This window comes from uncultured Eudoraea sp. (assembly GCF_947258525.1).
GTDB lineage: Bacteria > Bacteroidota > Bacteroidia > Flavobacteriales > Flavobacteriaceae > Eudoraea.
Window position 1 is genome coordinate 1 of the sequence record NZ_CAMYIP010000212.1, and the last position, 19579, is coordinate 19579.

Annotated in this window: 20 protein-coding genes; 14 read left to right on the forward strand and 6 right to left on the reverse strand. The window is 38.6% G+C overall.

Going from position 1 to position 19579, the window contains the following annotated elements:
- The 7 genes from Q0X89_RS16130 to Q0X89_RS16160 form a co-directional block, all read left to right on the forward strand.
- Positions 1-346, forward strand: a 346-nt coding sequence (locus tag Q0X89_RS16130; RefSeq protein WP_297696066.1) for a prolyl oligopeptidase family serine peptidase, incomplete at its 5' end; no start/stop codon positions are given.
- Positions 347-449: 103 nt separating this feature from the next.
- The gene (locus Q0X89_RS16135) at positions 450-965 is read left to right on the forward strand and encodes a GNAT family N-acetyltransferase (RefSeq protein ID WP_297696067.1); all 516 of its coding nucleotides are present in this window, start codon (positions 450-452) and stop codon (positions 963-965) included.
- Positions 966-1039: 74 nt separating this feature from the next.
- Positions 1040-1552 (forward strand): GNAT family protein, encoded by a 513-nt coding sequence (locus Q0X89_RS16140; RefSeq protein ID WP_297696069.1) that lies wholly within the window; start codon positions 1040-1042, stop codon positions 1550-1552.
- Between the two features lie 63 nt (positions 1553-1615).
- Positions 1616-2182: an HXXEE domain-containing protein gene (locus tag Q0X89_RS16145; RefSeq protein WP_297696071.1), complete on the forward strand. Its 567-nt coding sequence runs from the start codon at positions 1616-1618 to the stop codon at positions 2180-2182.
- A gap of 240 nt (positions 2183-2422) precedes the next feature.
- Positions 2423-2938, forward strand: coding sequence for a RidA family protein (locus tag Q0X89_RS16150; RefSeq protein WP_297696073.1), 516 nt, complete (start codon positions 2423-2425; stop codon positions 2936-2938).
- 9 nt (positions 2939-2947) lie between these two features.
- Complete coding sequence (locus Q0X89_RS16155) at positions 2948-3322, forward strand: VOC family protein (RefSeq protein WP_297696075.1); 375 nt, start codon at positions 2948-2950, stop codon at positions 3320-3322.
- A 156-nt stretch (positions 3323-3478) separates the two neighbouring features.
- Positions 3479-3979: a hypothetical protein gene (locus Q0X89_RS16160; protein WP_297696077.1), complete on the forward strand. Its 501-nt coding sequence runs from the start codon at positions 3479-3481 to the stop codon at positions 3977-3979.
- A gap of 25 nt (positions 3980-4004) precedes the next feature.
- On the opposite strand, the gene Q0X89_RS16165 is transcribed toward Q0X89_RS16160, so the two are convergent.
- From Q0X89_RS16165 to Q0X89_RS16180, 4 genes are all read right to left on the reverse strand, one after another.
- Positions 4005-4772, reverse strand: a complete 768-nt coding sequence (locus Q0X89_RS16165; protein WP_297696079.1) for an aldolase/citrate lyase family protein — start codon at positions 4770-4772, stop codon at positions 4005-4007.
- Positions 4773-4834: 62 nt separating this feature from the next.
- Positions 4835-5725: a phytanoyl-CoA dioxygenase family protein gene (locus tag Q0X89_RS16170; protein WP_297696081.1), complete on the reverse strand. Its 891-nt coding sequence runs from the start codon at positions 5723-5725 to the stop codon at positions 4835-4837.
- A 69-nt stretch (positions 5726-5794) separates the two neighbouring features.
- A complete protein-coding gene (locus Q0X89_RS16175; protein WP_297696083.1) occupies positions 5795-6589 on the reverse strand; it encodes an alpha/beta hydrolase-fold protein in 795 nt (264 codons plus the stop codon).
- 8 nt (positions 6590-6597) lie between these two features.
- Positions 6598-7716 carry an alcohol dehydrogenase catalytic domain-containing protein gene (locus Q0X89_RS16180; protein ID WP_297696085.1) on the reverse strand — a complete coding sequence of 373 codons (1119 nt, stop codon included), beginning with the start codon at positions 7714-7716 and terminating at the stop codon, positions 6598-6600.
- A 259-nt stretch (positions 7717-7975) separates the two neighbouring features.
- Between Q0X89_RS16180 and Q0X89_RS16185 the strand changes: the two genes are divergently transcribed.
- From Q0X89_RS16185 to fucP, 7 genes are all read left to right on the forward strand, one after another.
- The gene (locus Q0X89_RS16185; RefSeq protein ID WP_297696087.1) at positions 7976-8989 is read left to right on the forward strand and encodes a zinc-binding alcohol dehydrogenase family protein; all 1014 of its coding nucleotides are present in this window, start codon (positions 7976-7978) and stop codon (positions 8987-8989) included.
- Positions 8990-9011: 22 nt separating this feature from the next.
- Positions 9012-10052, forward strand: coding sequence for a sugar kinase (locus tag Q0X89_RS16190; RefSeq protein ID WP_297696089.1), 1041 nt, complete (start codon positions 9012-9014; stop codon positions 10050-10052).
- 16 nt (positions 10053-10068) lie between these two features.
- Positions 10069-10737, forward strand: coding sequence for a bifunctional 4-hydroxy-2-oxoglutarate aldolase/2-dehydro-3-deoxy-phosphogluconate aldolase (locus Q0X89_RS16195; RefSeq protein WP_297696091.1), 669 nt, complete (start codon positions 10069-10071; stop codon positions 10735-10737).
- A 13-nt stretch (positions 10738-10750) separates the two neighbouring features.
- Positions 10751-12403, forward strand: a complete 1653-nt coding sequence (locus Q0X89_RS16200) for a UxaA family hydrolase (RefSeq protein WP_297696093.1) — start codon at positions 10751-10753, stop codon at positions 12401-12403.
- Positions 12404-12449: 46 nt separating this feature from the next.
- Positions 12450-13901: a tagaturonate reductase gene (locus Q0X89_RS16205; RefSeq protein ID WP_297696095.1), complete on the forward strand. Its 1452-nt coding sequence runs from the start codon at positions 12450-12452 to the stop codon at positions 13899-13901.
- A gap of 83 nt (positions 13902-13984) precedes the next feature.
- Entirely contained in the window at positions 13985-14785 is an 801-nt protein-coding gene (locus tag Q0X89_RS16210; protein ID WP_297696097.1) for an SDR family oxidoreductase, read from the forward strand.
- A gap of 21 nt (positions 14786-14806) precedes the next feature.
- Complete coding sequence (gene fucP, locus Q0X89_RS16215) at positions 14807-16141, forward strand: L-fucose:H+ symporter permease (protein ID WP_297696099.1); 1335 nt, start codon at positions 14807-14809, stop codon at positions 16139-16141.
- A 65-nt stretch (positions 16142-16206) separates the two neighbouring features.
- Here the strand turns inward: fucP and Q0X89_RS16220 are convergent, their stop codons facing one another.
- Entirely contained in the window at positions 16207-17715 is a 1509-nt protein-coding gene (locus Q0X89_RS16220; protein WP_297696101.1) for a sulfatase-like hydrolase/transferase, read from the reverse strand.
- A 10-nt stretch (positions 17716-17725) separates the two neighbouring features.
- Complete coding sequence (locus Q0X89_RS16225; RefSeq protein ID WP_297696103.1) at positions 17726-19531, reverse strand: arylsulfatase; 1806 nt, start codon at positions 19529-19531, stop codon at positions 17726-17728.
- Positions 19532-19579 lie beyond the last annotated feature (48 nt).

Sequence of the window (19579 nt, forward strand, 5' to 3'; positions counted from 1 at the left end):
GACCCCTTTTGGGTTCCAGAGTGAAGAAAGAAATTATTGGGAAGCTCCGGAGGTTTATTACACTATGTCTCCGTTTATGCATGCCGACAAAATGAAGACACCCTTGCTTATGACTCATGGTGAAGCAGATAATAATTCGGGAACCTATCCAATGCAGAGTATCCGATATTTTAATGCGTTAAAAGGATTAGGTGCTCAGGTAAGGTTAGTGATGTTACCAAACGAAAGTCATGGGTACAGGGCAAAGGAATCTATACTGCATTTGCTGTGGGAGCAGGATCAATGGCTGGAGAAATATGTAAAGAACAAGCCTGTCAGTAACGAGAAAAAAACGGAATTGAAATAGTTAACTTCAGAGATTATTTTCTAAGTTCTGTGAATGAACAAACTTCTAGGTAAACGGGGGAGTTTGCTGTCAGAGAGGATTGAGTTTATCCTTATAAAAAATAATGTACAAAGAATTCGAAACAGAAAGAGTACATATTAAGCCAACTTCTGAAGGAGATGCGGAGTTTATTTATAAACTAATGAATACCCCGAAGTTTATTCAATATATTGGAGATAGAGATATCAAATCAGTCTTAAGTGCAAAAGACTATATAAAAACCAAAATGTTACCCCAACTCCAAAGACTGGGATATTCTAACTATACCATATTTCAAAAGTCGGACAATATAAAAATTGGAACATGCGGGCTCTATGACAGAGAAGGACTTGATGGTATAGATATAGGGTTTGCCTTCCTCCCCCAGTATGAAGGTCGGGGTTTTGCCTTTGAAGCCGCAAATAGGTTAAAAGAAGCTGCTTTTGAAGAATTTGAAATTGAAGAAATAAAGGCAATTACATCAAAAGAGAATATTTCCTCTCAACGACTTTTGGAAAAATTGGGTTTGGAGATGGCAGATATTATTACATTACCCGATGATGATGAGGAACTGCTATTGTATAAAATTCAGAAAAAATAACCAACCTATCTAAGCCTTTGGCATAGAAACAATCATCTGCTTATGCTCCGGTAGCCAAAAAGAAAAAGTAACTATTGAGATCAAAAGAAGTTAAATTAAGAGCACTCCGCTTATCTGATAAATGGCAATTGGCAAAACTTGCCAACAATAAGAAAATATGGGATAATTTAAGAGATTCTTTCCCGTGTCCCTATAGCGAAAGTGATGCGGAATTATTTATAAAATTAACCACAGAAGAAAACCCAAAGCAAAATTTCGCAATTGAATACGCCGGTGATCTTTGCGGGGTAATAGGGTTAATCATTCAAAACGATGTTTATTGTAAATCGGCTGAAATTGGTTATTGGATTGGAGAGCTCTTTTGGGGAAAAGGAATTGCAGCAAATGCTATTAAACTAATTACCAATTATGGGTTTGAGGACTTAAAACTGATTCGTATTTATGCAGGTGTATTTGAATATAATATCGCATCAATGAAAGCACTTGAAAATAGCGGATACAAAAAAGAAGGTGTTTTTAAAAATGCAATATACAAGAATGACAAAGTTTTTGATGAGCACAGATATTTTAAATTGAAAGAATTCTGATGCTAACTTAAAGAAAAGTTATGTTTTAATAATAGATGATATCCAAAGTAAATCATTATTTTGATGAAGATTAACAAGTATATAGTGATGCCATTAGCGATTGTAATCATATTGATCGCAATTTTTATATTTGTTTCTTCAACTCTTTCTTCAGTAATAGTATTCATCCCCGGAATAATTCTAACCTATATAGTTTATCTAATTACATTTTACAAGAAGACCCCGAATCCGGAAAGAATATTACCCTTATACTTATTCTTGTTGGGAATTCAATTTCTTCACTTCACTGAAGAATATTTAACAGATTTTATTATAGAAGTACCTAAACTATTAGGTCAGGACGCATACCCATTAGATTATTGGTTAGTATTTAATATGGTAGCCTACTTCATTTTTATAATTGGAGGAATCATTTTGTTTAAGAAAATAAAGGAGTTGATGATAATTCCATTGTTTTTTATCCTTGTAGGCGTGCTATTGAATTCCCTGGGACATATATTGATCGCCATTTATGTTGGAGGATATTTTTCCGGATTATATACAGCTCTGATTTATATAATAATTGGTCCGATGTTAATAAAAAGACTTTGGGATGAAACAAAAACAATTAGTGATCCTATAAAATATTAGTAAGAAAGCAGACCAAATTCAATAATTTACTATAAACTCTATGAATTTCTAATGTCCCAAAGCGTAGTACAACCCAGATACTCCATGGGAACAGGATCATAATGCAGCACATTTCTTTTCAATTACTTCTGATGAAAAATATCATCATAGTATTCATGCATACATTAAAAATATATCAGGCATTTATTCTAAAGTTTAGTAATTTAGAAATCTTGTAATTAACCAATCACAATTTAAAACATGAAAAAAATCGACAAATTAATTTACAACTCAACCTCACTTATTGTAATCATTCTTATTGCATTTATTGTTCAAAGTTGCAATCAGGCACCGAAGGTCGAAGAGAAAGAAATTATTGTGGAACAAGTAAAACCTGAGTATTTTCTACTTCGCCCGGAAACCGAAAAAGCCTACGGGTATTCGCACGCCGTGAAAATTGGTAATGATATTAAAATATCCGGAGCTGTAAGTATGGACGATGCCGGAAATCCAACCGCAATAGGAGATTTTGAGCAACAAATGAAAAATTGTTATTCAGATCTGGAAAAAATATTAACGCATTATGGTTGCACTTTTGATGATGTTGTTGTTGAGAATATTTTTACTACCAATATGCCTTTATTTCTGGAGCTTGCTGCTTACCGGAGTACAATCTATACCAAGCAATTTCCCACAGGTTCCTGGCTTGGGGTAAAGGAACTGGCCCTGCCGGAGTTTATGATAGAAATTGAACTGGAAGTGCACAAATCGGAATAGCGCTTTTTAATGAACTTAAATCAAATAACTGTTCCTTCGCGCGATCTGGAAATATCAATTCCTTTCTATGAAAAATTAGGTTTAAAACTAATCGTAAAGGCCTTGCCGCATTACGCAAGGTTTGAATGTCCTGACGGCGATGCCACTTTTTCCATTCATCAAACTGAACAGCTCCCATCAAGCGAGGGTATCTATGTCTATTTTGAATGCCAGGAATTGGATAAATATGTTGAGGACCTGGTTTCCAAAGGAATTGAATTTGATGAATTACCAAATGATAAACCCTGGCTATGGAGGGAAGCAAGGTTAAAAGATCTTGATGGGAATCAAATAATTCTATACTATGGTGGCGTTAACAGGAAGGATCCACCCTGGAAGATTTAATTTAGAACACTATGAGTTTCAGTAAATAGTCGAGACAATATGTGCTTTTAGATTTATTTTTCTACTTTTAAGTAACCTCCAAAGACAGCACTTCCCGCACTGTTTGTCTTAATAATCTGATATTTATACTTTAGACAATTTTTAGATCTCTTAATTATGCTGTTATCAATCCACAATAGTTCTCCAAAGATCCTTGTTCTTGCGCTTGCGCTTCTTTCATGCACTACATTTCATGCTCAAAAAGAAAAAAATAAGGCAGCGCCGTTCATTAGGGTATATGACTTACAAGGCACAAAAATATCCAAAGGTAGAATTGCCAGGATAACAGACAGTTCCCTTGTAGTCAGTCGCGGAGAAAAACCGGTCAATCTTGAATTGAGCAAAATTGGTTTTATAAAAACAAAACGCTCAGTCGGCAATAATATCTTGTACGGAGCGGCGATAGGCGCCGGTACGGGTGCAATATTGGGGTTAGCTTCCGGTGGTGAAAATGAATGGTGGGGCAAAGGTGAGGGCGCAGGTGGTTTTGGACTAATTTTAGGGGCCATGGGTGCGGGAGCAGGAGCAATTACGGCAATTTTTAAAAAGACAAAAACCTTTTCCATTGAAGGAAAGCATTCAAATTTGAAGGCTTTCCAAGAGGCAATGGATGAATAATGCCAGTTGCCGCGATGGGTAAAATTTAACCCCGACCTAATCCGTGGGTTATTTGTTGAAATGCCTTTAAAATTATTCCCGTATCCACAGCAAAGGAGATATACTGAACCCCTATTTCCTCCCACTTTTTGGCATCCTCAACACTTTCAACAAAAGTACCCACTACCTTGCCACTTTTTTTGGCCAAAACAACAGCTTCTTCCATGCGCTTTATTACCTTTTCATGGTGTACTTGTCCGGGTACGCCGCAAGATTGAGACAGATCATAAGGTCCTAAAAAGATAACATCAATGCCGTCATTAGCGAGGATAGAAGGTAAATTCTCAAGGCCGGTAACTCCTTCAATATGGATAATTGTTACTATGTTTTCATTCGCCCTGCCAAAATGTTGGGCTTTATCAATGGCGGTATAGTCCCCGGCCCTTACATAACGGCACATACCACGTTCTCCTTCGGGATGAAACATAGCAGATTTAACTACTTTCTGTGCATCTTCGTGAGTTGATATCTGAGGTACCTGAATACACTGTGCACCGATATCCAGCACTCGAAGAATTGAAGTCTCACTATTTTCGGTCACCCTTACTACCGGAGTAATCCCCTTGGCCTCTGCGGCTCTTAGCATTTGCTGAACGGTTTCTATACTATAAGGCCCATGTTCCATATCAATAATCACGAAATCAAAACCGGCCAAAGCGGCTAATTCAACAACAGCGGGGTCCAGTATCTTGCAGAAGGGACCAAACACAGTTTTACCTTCCTCTAATGCCCTTTTTAAAATATTAATTTTCATTGCCTCTAGTAGTTTAACATGCCATAAGATTCTGTGAGTATATATGAATAACCATTACCCAATTATAACGAACCCTCCGGATTGAATAATAAAGGGAAAAATTTACCCTGCATTTTGTGACCTTTTGGTATTATGGGGACCCCGACTAAGAGTTCGTCATCCGTATTGCTTACGGTACCATCAGCAAAAACATTTATTACAAATGCCCTCCTGCTCATTTCAGAATTGTTTTCATAGGATCCATGTACCAATAAGGGATGATGAAAGGTTCCAAAACCTTTTTTCAATTCTATGGCGACAGGTTTAAATTCCTTTTTTTGTTCTTCAGTAAGATATTTCATCAAGCCATTCATATCACCGGCTAATGAAGGTGCATCGAGCAGTCCCCATTTGTGGCTTTTTGGGATATAATACAAACACCCATTTTCTACGGTTGCATCGTCAAGGCCAGTCCAACAGGTTAAATGTTGCATGGCTATAGTACGGGTCCAGTATGAATAGTCCTGGTGCCATGCTACTACGCCTCCGTGTTTGGCGGGTTTATAGAATAATTGATCATGCCAGAATCTTACCGGTTTATTCTCCAATAACTGATGTGCCGCCATAACGAATGCGGGGTTCCAGAGAATATCGTGAAAACCACTTGCAATACGCCATTGTCCAAGTGAATGGAATAAAACAGAATCGGAATCCTCAGATTCATTGCTGTGGAATTCATAGAATAAATGGTGTGCCGGGTGTTTAGGATCCATAACCTCAGTCAACTGTTGGCGTAAAACTTCTATTTGATCATCTTCCAATAGTTTAATCCCGGCCAAATAACCATACTCGTGAAAATGAGCTACCTGTTCATCAGTTAACCTGTATTGATCCCATTCTTCTCGCGATTTTGGTTGCTTAAAAAGGTCCGATACCAATTCGTGATAATCCGCAAGGTCTTTTACTGCTGCCATATCTAATCTTCTAATATTATAGTTTCAAATCAAATTCATAGAATACTATAAGGTACAAATAGTTTTAAATTATTTGATAAACTTATTAAAGAACAGCAAACTGTCTTTTATGTGTTCCTGCCAATAACTCCATTCATGTCCACCGGAAAATTCTTCATATTCATGGTCTATTTGTGCCTTATTTAATTGATCGTGGAGAAATCGGTTATAATTAATCAGTAAATCTTCGGTCCCACAATCAAATCTCAATTTTGGTAAATGTTGCTTCTTGTTAAGAGCCATTTCTAAAACAGACTCCTCCTGCTTGTTAAGCTGCTCATAATCCTTTAGTGATTCTTCCACAAATAAGGACATTTGTTCTAATTCAGTTATCGACGAATGTGCAGAAACTGCCATAAATTTATCGGAATATTTGATTCCTAAACGCAGGGCTCCAAAACCGCCCATAGAAAGTCCGGAAATGAAAAGATCAGATTTTCCACTAACCGCCTCAACATTCTCAATAACCGCATTGATTACATCTTCCACAATCCACTTTTCAAAATCATAATCGCTATGCGGCAGATACCCGGAGCCATCACCCCAAAGTCCGTCGGAAGGCATAGCTATTGCCATAGGTTCTAATTCCTTCTTTTGAATCATCTCCCAGGCACTAAGGTGCACACCTGCTTTTTGCGACCATGCCCAGGCACTGCCATATACCCCATGAAGCAAAATAACCAGAGGGATATCCTTCAGGCCTTCTAAAGGAGGGACAAAAAGACAAATATCACCCCGGCCTTTTAAGTTTTTTGATTTTACCGTAATAAAACTTAAGTGATTACTCTCAAATTCCGGATTTGATTTTTCAATGGTTCTGAACATCCTTAAAATTAATCAAATAGAATAACACCTTTGGCATTTTTTCCTGCCAACATATCGTCAAAAGCATCCTGTAATTGGTGTAAATTATAGGTTTGGGTTATCATTTCATCAAGCTTTAATTCACCAGCTTCATAATGTTCAATGATTTTTGGAAAATCTTCCTGAGGTTTGCATCCCCCATATAATGGGTTTATGTAGGTTTTATCCCATTCAAATAAATTCATATCAATAGTAATTTCCTGTTCAATTCCACTCACCTGTACCGCCGTGCCTGCATTCCTAACCATCGCAAGGGGTGCTGCACCCAACTCCGGAACTGCAGTACATTCAAAGGCATAATCTGCTCCCCTGCCCTCAGTCAATAACTTTACAGCCTCTGCCGCTTTAAGTAATCCTTTATCTTCTTTACTGGCAAGAATTACGTTTGTTGCGCCAAACTTTTCAGCCATAGCCAATCTATGTTCATTTATGTCTATAGCGATGATCATAGAAGCTTTACTGAGTTTAGCTCCCTGAATAACACTTAAACCAACCCCACCCGTTCCTAAAACAACTACAGAACTATTGGATTTTACTTTTGCAGAATTTACCACAGATCCATATCCGGTCATTATCCCACAACTAATTATACTGGCCGACGCAAAAGAAATGCCCGCCGATTTGTTTTTTACAACCGCTGAGGCCTTTACGAGGGTGTATTCGGACAAAGTCCCAATATTAAAGGAACGCTCTATAGGATTGCCTTTCCACAAACTTCCTTCCAAATGGGCATGACCTTCTGTATAGCCATTAGACCCCGCAACAACCGGGGAATTATTTTCACAAAGATGCTGATTCCCTAGACTGCACTGAAAGCAATTATAACAAGGAGTAGCCCAATTTAAAATAACGACGTCCCCTACCTGAATATCTTTAACATCCTTACCAATCGCTTTTACTACTCCTGCCCCTTCGTGACCTAATATCAGAGGTTTTCCCCAATTTAAGGAGTCGTAATCAGTGTGGCATAGGCCGGCTGCCTTAACAGCTACTAAAACCTCATCTGCCCGAGGTTCATTAACCACAATATTTTCTATAGTGAAATTGCCATTTCCTGTAGCAATTGCTGCTTTACATTTTACGGGCATAATTTAGATGTCGCACATTAGGTTAGTATAGGAAATAGCTTAAATAAACATTAATCATTACAGTTCAGCAAAGTAGATCAACCGGTTTCTTCAAAGTTCGTTTAAAGTATTCAATTACAAAAATGTTGAATTCAAGCGGCATTATATATGGTTTGCATAAATTTATAAGGCGAGAAAAAATATCATTTTAAATTTTTTCAATTAGTTTAGTAAAGAATGTTCGAAAGAATGTTTGCTTTCAAAAATAACAGTGCTATTGATGAAGTATATTATATGTGAAAAACCCGGCAGCTTTAAACTCAAAGAAAAAAGCAAACCTGTAAAAGCGGTTGGAGAAGCTATTCTTAGCATTAAGAAAATTGGAATTTGCGGAACAGATTTGCATGCATATAAGGGAAATCAGGCATTTTTTACTTACCCAAGGATATTAGGTCATGAGTTGGCCGCTGAAGTAATAGAGATAGACAAAAATGTCCAAAATATCAAAGTCGGGGATAAGGTAATTGTTATGCCTTATATCAGTTGTGGGAACTGTATTGCCTGTAGAAATGGAAAAACCAATTGTTGTACCAGTATCAAGGTATTTGGAGTACACATAGATGGCGGTATGCAGGAACAGATTTCGGTACCCGTAAACCTATTGATCCCTGCAAACAGATTGAGTTATGCAGAGATGGCAATTACAGAACCGTTGGCTATAGGTGCACATGCCATAAGAAGGGCTCAGATACAACCCCATGAATATATTGTTGTCATAGGTTGTGGACCAATAGGAATAGGCATAATGAAATTGGCACAGATTGCAGGAGCCAAAGTAATTGCCATGGATATAGATGCCGGAAGACTAAATTATGCCAAAGATAAAATTGGTGTGGATCATGCTGTCATAGCCGGAGAATCAGCTGCGGATATCATCTCAAAGCTTACTAAAGGTGAGATGGCTACTGCCGTCTTTGATGCCACAGGTAATAAAGAAGCTTTAGAAAAAGGCATAAATTATATGGCAAATGGTGGTCGGTATATTTTGGTTGGCTTATCGAAAGGAAAAATTGAATTTGAGCATCCGGCAATACATGCCAAAGAAACTACAATAATCTGCAGCAGAAATGCTACCTTAGAAGACTTTGAAACTGTAATTACTATTTTAGAAAAGGGTGAATTCCCCGTAAATTCTTACATAACACATAACGTGGGTTTTTCCGAAATGATACATCAATTCGATAATTGGTTAGACCCTGGAAATGGTGTGATAAAGGCAACAGTTAATTTTTAAAACAACAAAATCAAATTAATCCATGAAAAAAGTAGTCACTTTCGGAGAAATTATGCTGCGCCTTGCGCCGCCAGGATTTTTGCGGTTTTCACAGACAAACTCTTTCGATATAGTATATGGTGGAGGAGAGTCTAATGTAGCTGTATCCTTAGCCAATTATGGTATTCCCGTGAGTTTTGTAACCCGTTTGCCAAACAATGATATAGGCAAATGCGCTTTGATGGAAATGCGCAAAAGAGGTGTTGGGGTAGATGATATTATTTTTGGTGGAGACCGATTAGGCATCTATTTTCTTGAAACAGGTGCGGTATCCAGGGGAAGTAAAGTAATATATGACAGATCTCATTCAGCCATCGCTGAAATTAAAACGGGTATGATTGATTGGGAAAAGGTTTTTGAGGGTGCCGGATGGTTTCACTGGACGGGTATTACTCCGGCCATATCACAAGGAGCAGCAGATGTATGCCTCGAAGCTGTACAAAAAGCCTCAGAACTGGGAATAACCGTATCTACCGACCTGAATTACAGGGCTAAACTTTGGAAGTATGGCGTTGAACCCGAAGGAATCATGACCCAGCTAACCTCCTATTGTGATATTATTCTGGGAAATGAAGAAGATGCTGAAAAACATTTTGGGATTAAACCGGAAGGCTTAGATATCACTACACAGGGACATGATGTAAAAGCCGAAGCGTTCCTCTCTGTCTGCCAGCAAATGATGGAAAAGTTTCCGAGGGCGAAGAAGGTGATCACTACCTTAAGGGGTTCGCTTTCTGCCTCACATAATACCTGGGCGGGGGTAATTTATGATGGTAAGACTTTATTTGAATCGCCCCAATATCAAATAACACATATCGTAGACAGGGTTGGTGGAGGAGATTCTTTTATGGGCGGATTAATCTATGGATTATTAAAGTATCCCGAAGATGATCAGAATGCTTTAAATTTTGCGGTAGCAGCGTCTTGTTTAAAACACACTATAAAAGGAGATGCCAATTTGGTAACAGTAGAAGAGGTCCGGAAATTAATGGGTGGCGATGCCTCAGGCAGGGTAGCCAGATAATTATATATAACATATTATGGCAAAATATTCAAGATTAGAAGTGGCAATGGCAATGAGAGAAAGTGGGATGATTCCTTTATTTTTTCATTCCGATGCAGAACTTGGCAAAAAAGTACTAAAGGCCTGCTACGCAGGAGGTGCCAGGCTATTGGAATTTACTTCAAGGGGCGATTTTGCGCATGAGGTATTTGCCGAGCTAAACAAATATGCCCAGTCTGAACTACCCGGAATGATACTGGGAGTTGGATCGATAACAGATGCCGGAGCAGCCTCGCTCTATATGCAATTAGGGGCAAATTTCATTGTTACGCCTGTACTCAGGGAAGACATTGCATTAATCTGCAACCGGCGAAAAGTACTTTGGTCTCCGGGCTGTGGGTCCCTAACAGAAATTGCAAGAGCCGAAGAATTAGGCTGTGAAATAGTAAAACTTTTTCCTGGTTCTACCTATGGCCCTGGCTTTGTAAAAGCTATTAAAGGGCCTTGCCCATGGACAGACATTATGCCTACTGGAGGTGTTAGTACCGAAGAATCTAATCTCAGGGGGTGGTTTGAAGCTGGTGTAAGCTGTGTGGGAATGGGGTCAAAACTAATTTCAAAAGAAATTCTCCTTCAAAAAGATTTTAAGAAATTGGAAGAAGATGTAAGAAAGACGCTGGATATAATTAAAGCTGTAAGGAGTTAATTACTTAAAAGTTATGCCCAAAAAATATGTACAAATAGATCTCAGGGATAATATTATCGTTGCCATAACAGACCTTCAGGAAGGCACCATCACCGATATAAATGGTATAAAAATTATTCTAAAGGAAAATATCAGGGCCAAGCACAAATTCGCCATGCAAAATTTTGGTATTGGTGATGAGATTTATATGTATGGTGTCCTTATTGGGAAAGCGGTTAAACCAATTAAAAGCGGCTGCGCAATTACTGTAGAGAATGTCAAACATGCTTCATCAGCCTATAGTAGTACCAAAGAAAACTTTAAATGGATCGCACCGGATATTTCAAGATTTAATGGACGAACATTTAATGGGTACCACAGGGAAGACGGCAGTGTTGGCACTGCTAATTATTGGTTGATCATTCCCATGGTATTTTGTGAGAACCGAAATGTAGATGTCTTGGAGGCAGCGCTATCGGAGGCATTAGGATATATAACAAAAAAAGATTTTGCCGTGGACACCCAGGCATTGATTAATATATATCAAGCCGGGGCCAACGAAGATGAAATATATGCTACTCCTATTATCCATTCAAAAGACGAAATATCTAAAAACCGTGTATTTCCGAATGTTGATGGAATAAAATTTTTAAAGCATGACGGGGGTTGCGGGGGAGTCCGCCAGGATTCAGAAGCATTGTGTAATCTTTTTGCAGGGTATATAACGAATTCTAATGTAGCCGGAGCTACCGTATTGAGTTTGGGCTGTCAGAACGCAGAAGTTGAATTCCTTCAAAAGTCCATTGAGCAAAAGGATCCAGACTTTTCAAAACCTGTGTATTACCTGGAACAGCAAAAAAGCAAAAGTGAACGTGATTTTATTGAAGAAGCCGTAAAACGAACGTTTATCGGATTAACCAAAGCCAATAAATTAGAAAGAAAAGCGGCTCCATTGAACAAATTGGTTTTGGGGTTGGAATGTGGCGGCTCTGATGGATTTTCAGGAATTTCAGCCAACCCTGCATTGGGATATGCTTCAGATTTATTGGTGGCATTAGGAGGCACAACAGTTCTTTCGGAGTTTCCGGAACTCAACGGAGTTGAACAAGAACTTATCAATAGATGTGAAACTGATGAAGCTGCAAAAAAATTTGCTTCACTTATGGATTCATATTCTGCAGCGGCTAAAGCTGTGGGCTCAGCTTTTGAAAATAATCCATCACCCGGCAATATTAAGGATGGCCTTATTACGGACGCTATGAAATCTGCCGGAGCTGCTAAAAAGGGAGGGACTTCCCCGGTTGTTGATGTACTCGATTACACTGAAAAAATTACCAGGGCCGGACTAAACCTCCTCTGTACTCCCGGCAATGATGTGGAAAGCACAACCGGACTTGCAGGATCCGGATGCAATATGATAGTGTTTACAACAGGTCTGGGCACACCAACAGGAAATCCCATAGCACCTGTTTTAAAGCTCTCAAGTAACACTCACCTGTACGAAAAAATGAAGGATATCATAGATATTAATGCGGGTACGGTAATCAGTGGTGAAGATAGTATTGAAAGTATGGGAGTTAAAATTCTGGATTACATCATAGCAACGGCCAGTGGTGAAATAACAGCCAAAGCAAATCTAAAAGGACAGAACGACTTTATTCCATGGAAAAGAGGCATATCGCTATAATAGTATAATTTTAAAAGCCCTGAGATTCCGGTAAACAAAATAACTTTTGAAAACACTAAACAGAAGCACTGTAACTGCCAATTCCTATCCGGAAAAAATAATACAATTTGGGGAAGGTAATTTTTTGAGGGCCTTTGCGGATTGGATGATTCATGAGATGAACAAAAATCCCGGTTTCAATACCGGCGTAGTTGTGGTACAACCTATAGAGCAGGGACTGGTCAAAACACTTAATGATCAGGATGGATTATATACGTTGTACTTAAATGGGATCAAAAATGGTCTTGCCGTTAGTGAGCATCAAATCATAGATTGTATTCAAAGAGCAATTAATCCTTATAAAGAATATTCAGCTTATTTGTCTATTGCCGAAAATCCCGACTTGCGTTTCGTTATATCCAATACAACAGAAGCGGGAATAGCCTATCATAAAGCTGATAAATTAGCAGATTCACCTCAGAAAAGTTTTCCTGGAAAATTAACCGCTTTTTTATACAAAAGATTCAAAACTTTCAAAGGCGCTTCGCATAAAGGATTAATTATACTACCCTGTGAATTAATAGACAGAAACGGGGATAATTTAAAAAGAATAATTCTTCAATATGCGGCTGAATGGAATTTGGCCGGAGAATTTACCAACTGGATCAATAAACACAACATATTCTGTAATACTTTGGTAGACAGGATAGTCCCTGGATATCCTAAAAATAAGATAGACCAAATTACGAAAGAATTAGGGTACAAGGACAATCTGGTCGTTGAGGGTGAACAATTTCATTTATGGGTTATAGAAGGGCCAAAAGAAGTTAAAGAGGAATTTCCTGCAGTACAAAGCGGATTGAATATTGTCTTTACGGATAATATGGAACCATACAGAACCAGAAAGGTCCGAATATTAAATGGAGCACACACATCATTAGTCCCGGTAGGTTATCTGTATGGCATAGATACTGTACGTGAATCTTTGGAAGATCCGGTAGTGGGCGTATTTTTAAAAAATGCCATATTCAATGAAATTTGCCCAACTCTGGATTTCCCTGAAAAGGAATTGATTCAATTCTCGTATGATGTTTTAGACAGGTTTAAAAATCCCTATTTGGAACATGCCCTTCTGAGCATTTCACTAAATTCTATTTCCAAATACAAAACAAGGGTTCTACCCTCTGTTCTGGAATTTATTAAAAGGAAGAATAAACTGCCTGAACATTTATTATTTTCACTGGCTGCTTTAATTGTTTTCTATAAAGGTGATAGGAATGGTGTAGCAATTAAGCTTGCTGATGATAAGGAAGTACTCGACTTTTTTAAATTACAATGGTCAGAGGTAAATAGTTCGAAAGAAAGTATTACAAGAATTGTTAATTCGGTGTTGTCCAATTCTAATTTCTGGGACCGGGATTTGACGAAAATTGAAGGATTACGAAATGAAGTTATTTCGAGCCTTCATTCAATACTAAATAAGGGAATGCACGGAGCTATTTTAAATTTAATAGATTAAGTCCCGGTAAAAATTAAGGCCCCTCAGGCATAAAGGATTGAAATTGAATATGATATAATTACATAATCTAAAAACAATAGTATATGGATTTGGGATTGAAAAACAAGGTTGTGGTGATTTCCGGAGCGGCGGGAATGAAAGGCAGTATTGGAGAAACCATTTTACACAATTTGGCGAAAGAAGGAGCTATTCCTGCGGTTATAGACAGAAATGACAGGGCTATTGAATATGTTGAGGAAATTCGAAAAAACGGTATTGATGCCCTCTTTTGTAAAACAGATGTTACAGATCCTGAACAAATTGAAAATGCAATTAAAAAGATCAGTCAAAAGTACGGACGCATAGATGTGGTTATTAATAATGTAGGCGTAAATGACGGAGCAGGATTAGACGCCACTTATGAGGAGTTTATGAATTCACTAAAGCTAAACCTGGTAAGCTTTTTTTTAATAGTCAAATATGCCGTGCCATTCTTAAAAGAATCAAAAGGGAATATTCTTAATATCGGATCTAAAGTTGCTTTAACCGGACAGGGAGGAACATCGGGCTATGCTGCTGCCAAAGGGGGCGTATTGGGGCTTACTCGGGAATGGGCTGTAGACCTCATTCAATATGGTATTCGCTCTAATGCCATGATTATATCAGAGTGCTGGACACCTTCTTATAAAAGCTGGATAGAATCTATTGATAATGGAGACCAAAAACTTAAATCGATTATAAAAAATATTCCCCTGGAAAACCGAATGACCACGCCGCAGGAAATAGCAAATACCTGTTTGTTTACTATCTCTGATAAATCTTCACATACAACCGGGCAATTTATCACTGTGGACGGAGGTTACGTTCATCTGGATAGATCACTATTAACACAAGAAAATGATTAAACTAGTCAGGAAATAATCATTATGGAAAACAAGAAGAGAATACCGGTAGTCTCTAAGCAGGTGTTAATCCCATTTATATTAATAACTTCTTTATTCGCTTTATGGGGATTTGCCAATGATATTACGAATCCCATGGTATCTGCTTTTAAAAAGATTTTGGAATTGAACAATACCCAGGCATCCTGGGTTCAGATGGCTTTTTATGGCGGATACTTTACTATGGCTTTTCCGGCAGCCATGTTTGTTAAAAAATACACCTATAAGAAAGGAATCATCCTGGGGCTTATCCTGTATGCCATAGGTGCCCTTTTATTCTACCCTGCCGCGGCCTATGAAGAATTTGGGTTTTTTCTGGCAGCATTGTACATACTAACCTTTGGTTTGGCTTTTCTTGAAACCACTGCTAATCCTTTTATATTATCCATGGGGGATGAAGAAACAGCAACACGCAGATTAAACCTCGCACAGGCATTTAATCCAATAGGAGCCCTAACGGGTTTATTTATAGCGCAAACATTTATTCTAGGTTCTCTGCAGTCAGATGACCTGGACGCTCAAGGAAATACAATATATGATACACTTTCAGAAACCGCAAAAATAGCTGTAAGATCATCAGATTTAATGGTTGTACGCAACCCATATGTCATTCTGGGCTTATTTGTATTATTCATGCTTGTTCTTATTGCGCTCGTTAAGATGCCCGAGAAAAAAGAAGAAGCGGGGGGTTCAGTAACTTCTGCAGTAAAGCGTCTATTTCGGAATAAAAAGTTTGTAGAAGGCACAATAGCACAAATGTTCTATGTTGGGGCTCAGATTATGTGCTGGACCTATATTTATCAATATGCAGAAACCCTGGGAATTGACAACCGAAGTGCCGTAACATACGCCTATTGGGCATTGATCCTCTTTTTAATTGGCCGTTGGATCGGTACCTATTTACTAAAATATGTCCCTTCAGGTAAATTGCTGATGTATTTCGCTTTTGGGGCCATTGCATTCACCCTGGGGGCGATATTTATACCGGGGATGATGGGCTTATATTCCCTTGTGGGTATTTCATTGTGTATGTCGGTTATGTTTCCCACAATTTATGGAATTGCTTTAGAAGGGGTTGGCGAAGATTCTAAATTTGGGGCGGCATTTTTAGTAATGGCCATAGTAGGCGGAGCCATTATGCCTGTTCTCCAGGGTTCAATTTTGGACTTTGGTGGTTCGGGTTATACCGACATTGAAATTCTTGGAGTTCCCGAAGTAAATTTTTCGTTTGTATTGCCACTTATATGCTTTTTTGTTGTGGGAACTTATGGTTACAGAACTTATAGAATTCATTCAAATAAAAACCAGCTTTGGTCTTAAAACAAAATAAGATAGGCAGTCAACCTCAAAGATTTATCCTGGCCAACAATTGAATTCTCAGATTTTTATAAATCATTCTTTTTTCTTAAATGGCTTATATTGAGTGTATCATTCAACTGCTGCTGTAATTCTAATAAATCCTGAAAAAGTCCGTCAACTTTAGCCTGATAAGATGGTTCATCTGAGAGATCATTAATTTCCTCAGGGTCGTTTTCCATATCATATAATAAGACCCTGTCCAGCTTAGGGTATACAATAAGTTTGAATCCTTCCTTGCGAATCATTCTTTGTAAGTCTACATAACCTCCATAAATGCCATTATAGGCGCTTTTATCCCGCTTTCCTTCCAACAAATCCATCAAACTGTGAAAATAAATGTAACCAGGTTTCTGTATTCCGGCCAATTCCAGACTCGTAGCCATAGCATCCTGCAAATAAATATCCGAAGAAATAATTTTCCCTTTAGGCACATTTGGTCCCATTATAACAAAAGGTGCGCGAATACTGTGATCAAACTGCGTCTGTTTGCCAAGCAACCCATGCCTGCCCATTGCCAACCCGTGGTCTGCCGTAAAAATGATATAAGTATTTTGCATTTGCCCACTTTCTTCCAGACTATCTAAAATAGCCCCTATCTGATCATCCAAATGGGTTATTATTGCATAGTACTCCTGTATGTGTTTTTTGATAGCATATTCTGTTCTTGGAAAAGGAGCCAATGCTTCATCCCTTAAATCAGGGCCATTCCCAATGCCATCTTTAAAAGGATATTCAGGCAAAAAGCTTTTGGGAACACTGATATTTTCCATGGGGTATTTATCCAGGTAGGCCTGAGGTGCCTGCCTTGGGTCATGTGGCGCATTAAAAGCAAGATACATAAAAAAGGGTTTATCACTTTTTTTAGTGTTGGCTACAAAACCAAGCGCATCATCCTTTAAGACTTCACTCCAGTGTTTTCCTCCTTCCCAGTACCCACCATATTTCGTATCTGCAGCTGACCAGCTTGAATCTGCCTCGCTTATCGGTCGGTTATAACCAACAGGCATAAACTTGCCGGGTGATGTATCGGTACCTGCAATGCTTTTGAAATTCTCTATCATTTCATCATTTTTCCAGGCATCTTTGGGCATACCCGGTCTCACATGGACTACATTTTGAAAAACATCTTCCGCCTTTGCATCAACATGCCATTTCCCTGTCATATAGGTATTGTATCCTGCATTCTCCATCAGTTTTCCCCAGGTTTGATCAAGACCCCTGCCCAGAAGCCACTCCTGTCTAAATTTATCTGCATTCCATACACTTCTGCCCGATATTATCATTGCCCGCGAAGCTAAGCACACGGCTCCGTTCCATGCCCCCATATTATAGGCGTGGCTAAAAGTTGTACCTGCATTGACTAATCGATCTATGTTAGGAGTTTGTATTTCTTTGTTGCCTAAAGCATTAATTGCCGAATAAGTTAAATCATCCGCAAAAATAAAGACGATGTTGGGTTGCGCATTTTCTTTCTTTTTTTCCTCACTACAAGAAAAAAGTAATAGCAGAATGGCCCATAAGGTTATATTTTTCATATTAATTCAATCAGTTGGGTTCTATAGATTCAATTGTTGTGAAATACACTGGAAATTCCTTGGCATCAGAAGAAATAAATTTACTTTTCAATTTATAGCTGCCCTTCCGAAGTTTACCTTCCAACACGGCATAGGGCTGATCATCATTTACGTCTGTTTGCATTATTATGCTATCTAAAGCAACAATGGCTTTTATAGCCTTTAATGATTTACCTTCAGGAGCTCCATCGGTGTACAAAGTTGAGGGGGTTTTCTGTGCCACATCATTAATTGCCAATTCAGATTCAGCAGGATAGCGCCTCAACCTAAATTGATAGGTGCCATCTTTAATTATATTGATACTATAAAATCCATCAGGATCCATCTCCCCTTCGCGGATCAGCAGCTGATTCCATGGAAGATTGTCATCGGTATGCATGTCATGGATTGTAAGCCTTACAGGATTGTGTTCCTGATGGCCAACCGGTATTTGAGCGTAGGCAAAATCTTGTGACACACTATCCCACCATTGCTCATAAAAGGCATTCATTTTGGTTACAATATCCGGATGTTCTTCTGCCAAATCATTCATCTGTCCGGGGTCGTTAATCGTGTTATAAAGTTCTTTACCATCAATTAATCTCCATTGAGTAGACATCACACAACTGTTTCTTCCTTTTTCCGGCCACTGGTTCCGCTGTGTATCAACCACCAACATTCTATCTAGACCTTGACCATCTCCTTTTAAAATTCCGGCAACATTAGTCCCATCTACAGGATTCTTCGGTGTCCACGAAATTCCTGACAACTTGGCCAAAGTAGGCAAGAGGTCTACATGAGCAACTAGCTCGTTGATTTCTTTTTTTTCCAGCAGTTCACCATCTGGCCAGCTTATAAAAAATGGAACCCTATGACCCCCGTCATAATGACTTGCTTTAATTCCTCTTAAACCCGCGTTATAGCCAAGTACTTTATCTTTATCCTTTAGATGGGAGATCCCCCTGGCCGTTCCATTGTCTGTTGTGAAAATCAAGATCGTGTTTTCAAATAGCTTGTTTTTCTTGAGGTATTCAATCAATCTGCCAAAATTATGGTCAATATTGGTAATCATCCCATAGAAACGTTTTTGTTCTTCACTCAAAGGAGCATCCTCATACATTTCTGCAAAGGCATCCGGTACATTAAATGGACTATGCGCAGCATTTGAGGCCAAATACATAAAAAATGGTTCTCTACTTTCTCTTTCTTCCAGAAACTCGATGGCATGGTTAAACCATACATCTGTGCAATATCCATTAAATTTCTCCGGCTTTCCATTACGGAAATAGGTGTCATTGAAATAATCATTTCCCCAATAATCCGGGGTCTGACCAATACCGCCTCCTCCGTGGTATAAGGCATGTTGAAATCCCCGGTCTATAGGACGGTAAGGGTAATTATCCCCCAAGTGCCACTTCCCGAACATCGCTGTCTCATATTGATTATTCTCAAAAACCTCTGCTATGGTTTCTTCGTTCGCTGAGAGGATAGAACATCCTGCAATGGTATGCCATGTATTATTTCTATTGGCATTCCGACCGGTTAACAAACCTGCCCGGCTTGGTGAACAAGTAGTCCCTACATGGAAGTTTGTAAGTTCCAGGGATGCTTCTGCAAAAGCATCCAGATTTGGTGTTTGCAGTATCGGGTTTCCATGATATCCCAAATCTCCGTAGCCCTGATCATCCGTAAAAACAATAATTACATTTGGGTTTTGGGTCAATTGACTTACGTTGGAATTATGTTCCTTACAGCAAAAGAAAAGTAGACCTATCAGACATATTTTTATTTTTTTCATGACCTGAATTTAATTTGATTGGGCAGAAAACATAACAGTAAGGATCTT

Excerpts from the sequence above, each read along its gene's own strand:
- Q0X89_RS16135 (WP_297696067.1), top strand. The coding sequence starts at position 450 with ATGTACAAAGAATTCGAAACAGAAAGAGTACATATTAAGCCAACTTCT.
- Q0X89_RS16145 (WP_297696071.1), top strand. The coding sequence starts at position 1,616 with ATGAAGATTAACAAGTATATAGTGATGCCATTAGCGATTGTAATCATA.
- Q0X89_RS16150 (WP_297696073.1), top strand. The coding sequence starts at position 2,423 with ATGAAAAAAATCGACAAATTAATTTACAACTCAACCTCACTTATTGTA.
- Q0X89_RS16155 (WP_297696075.1), top strand. The coding sequence starts at position 2,948 with ATGAACTTAAATCAAATAACTGTTCCTTCGCGCGATCTGGAAATATCA.
- Q0X89_RS16160 (WP_297696077.1), top strand. The coding sequence starts at position 3,479 with ATGCTGTTATCAATCCACAATAGTTCTCCAAAGATCCTTGTTCTTGCG.
- Q0X89_RS16165 (WP_297696079.1), bottom strand. The coding sequence starts at position 4,772 with ATGAAAATTAATATTTTAAAAAGGGCATTAGAGGAAGGTAAAACTGTG.
- Q0X89_RS16170 (WP_297696081.1), bottom strand. The coding sequence starts at position 5,725 with ATGGCAGCAGTAAAAGACCTTGCGGATTATCACGAATTGGTATCGGAC.
- Q0X89_RS16175 (WP_297696083.1), bottom strand. The coding sequence starts at position 6,589 with ATGTTCAGAACCATTGAAAAATCAAATCCGGAATTTGAGAGTAATCAC.
- Q0X89_RS16180 (WP_297696085.1), bottom strand. The coding sequence starts at position 7,716 with ATGCCCGTAAAATGTAAAGCAGCAATTGCTACAGGAAATGGCAATTTC.
- Q0X89_RS16185 (WP_297696087.1), top strand. The coding sequence starts at position 7,976 with ATGAAGTATATTATATGTGAAAAACCCGGCAGCTTTAAACTCAAAGAA.
- Q0X89_RS16190 (WP_297696089.1), top strand. The coding sequence starts at position 9,012 with ATGAAAAAAGTAGTCACTTTCGGAGAAATTATGCTGCGCCTTGCGCCG.
- Q0X89_RS16195 (WP_297696091.1), top strand. The coding sequence starts at position 10,069 with ATGGCAAAATATTCAAGATTAGAAGTGGCAATGGCAATGAGAGAAAGT.
- Q0X89_RS16200 (WP_297696093.1), top strand. The coding sequence starts at position 10,751 with ATGCCCAAAAAATATGTACAAATAGATCTCAGGGATAATATTATCGTT.
- Q0X89_RS16210 (WP_297696097.1), top strand. The coding sequence starts at position 13,985 with ATGGATTTGGGATTGAAAAACAAGGTTGTGGTGATTTCCGGAGCGGCG.
- fucP (WP_297696099.1), top strand. The coding sequence starts at position 14,807 with ATGGAAAACAAGAAGAGAATACCGGTAGTCTCTAAGCAGGTGTTAATC.
- Q0X89_RS16220 (WP_297696101.1), bottom strand. The coding sequence starts at position 17,715 with ATGAAAAATATAACCTTATGGGCCATTCTGCTATTACTTTTTTCTTGT.
- Q0X89_RS16225 (WP_297696103.1), bottom strand. The coding sequence starts at position 19,531 with ATGAAAAAAATAAAAATATGTCTGATAGGTCTACTTTTCTTTTGCTGT.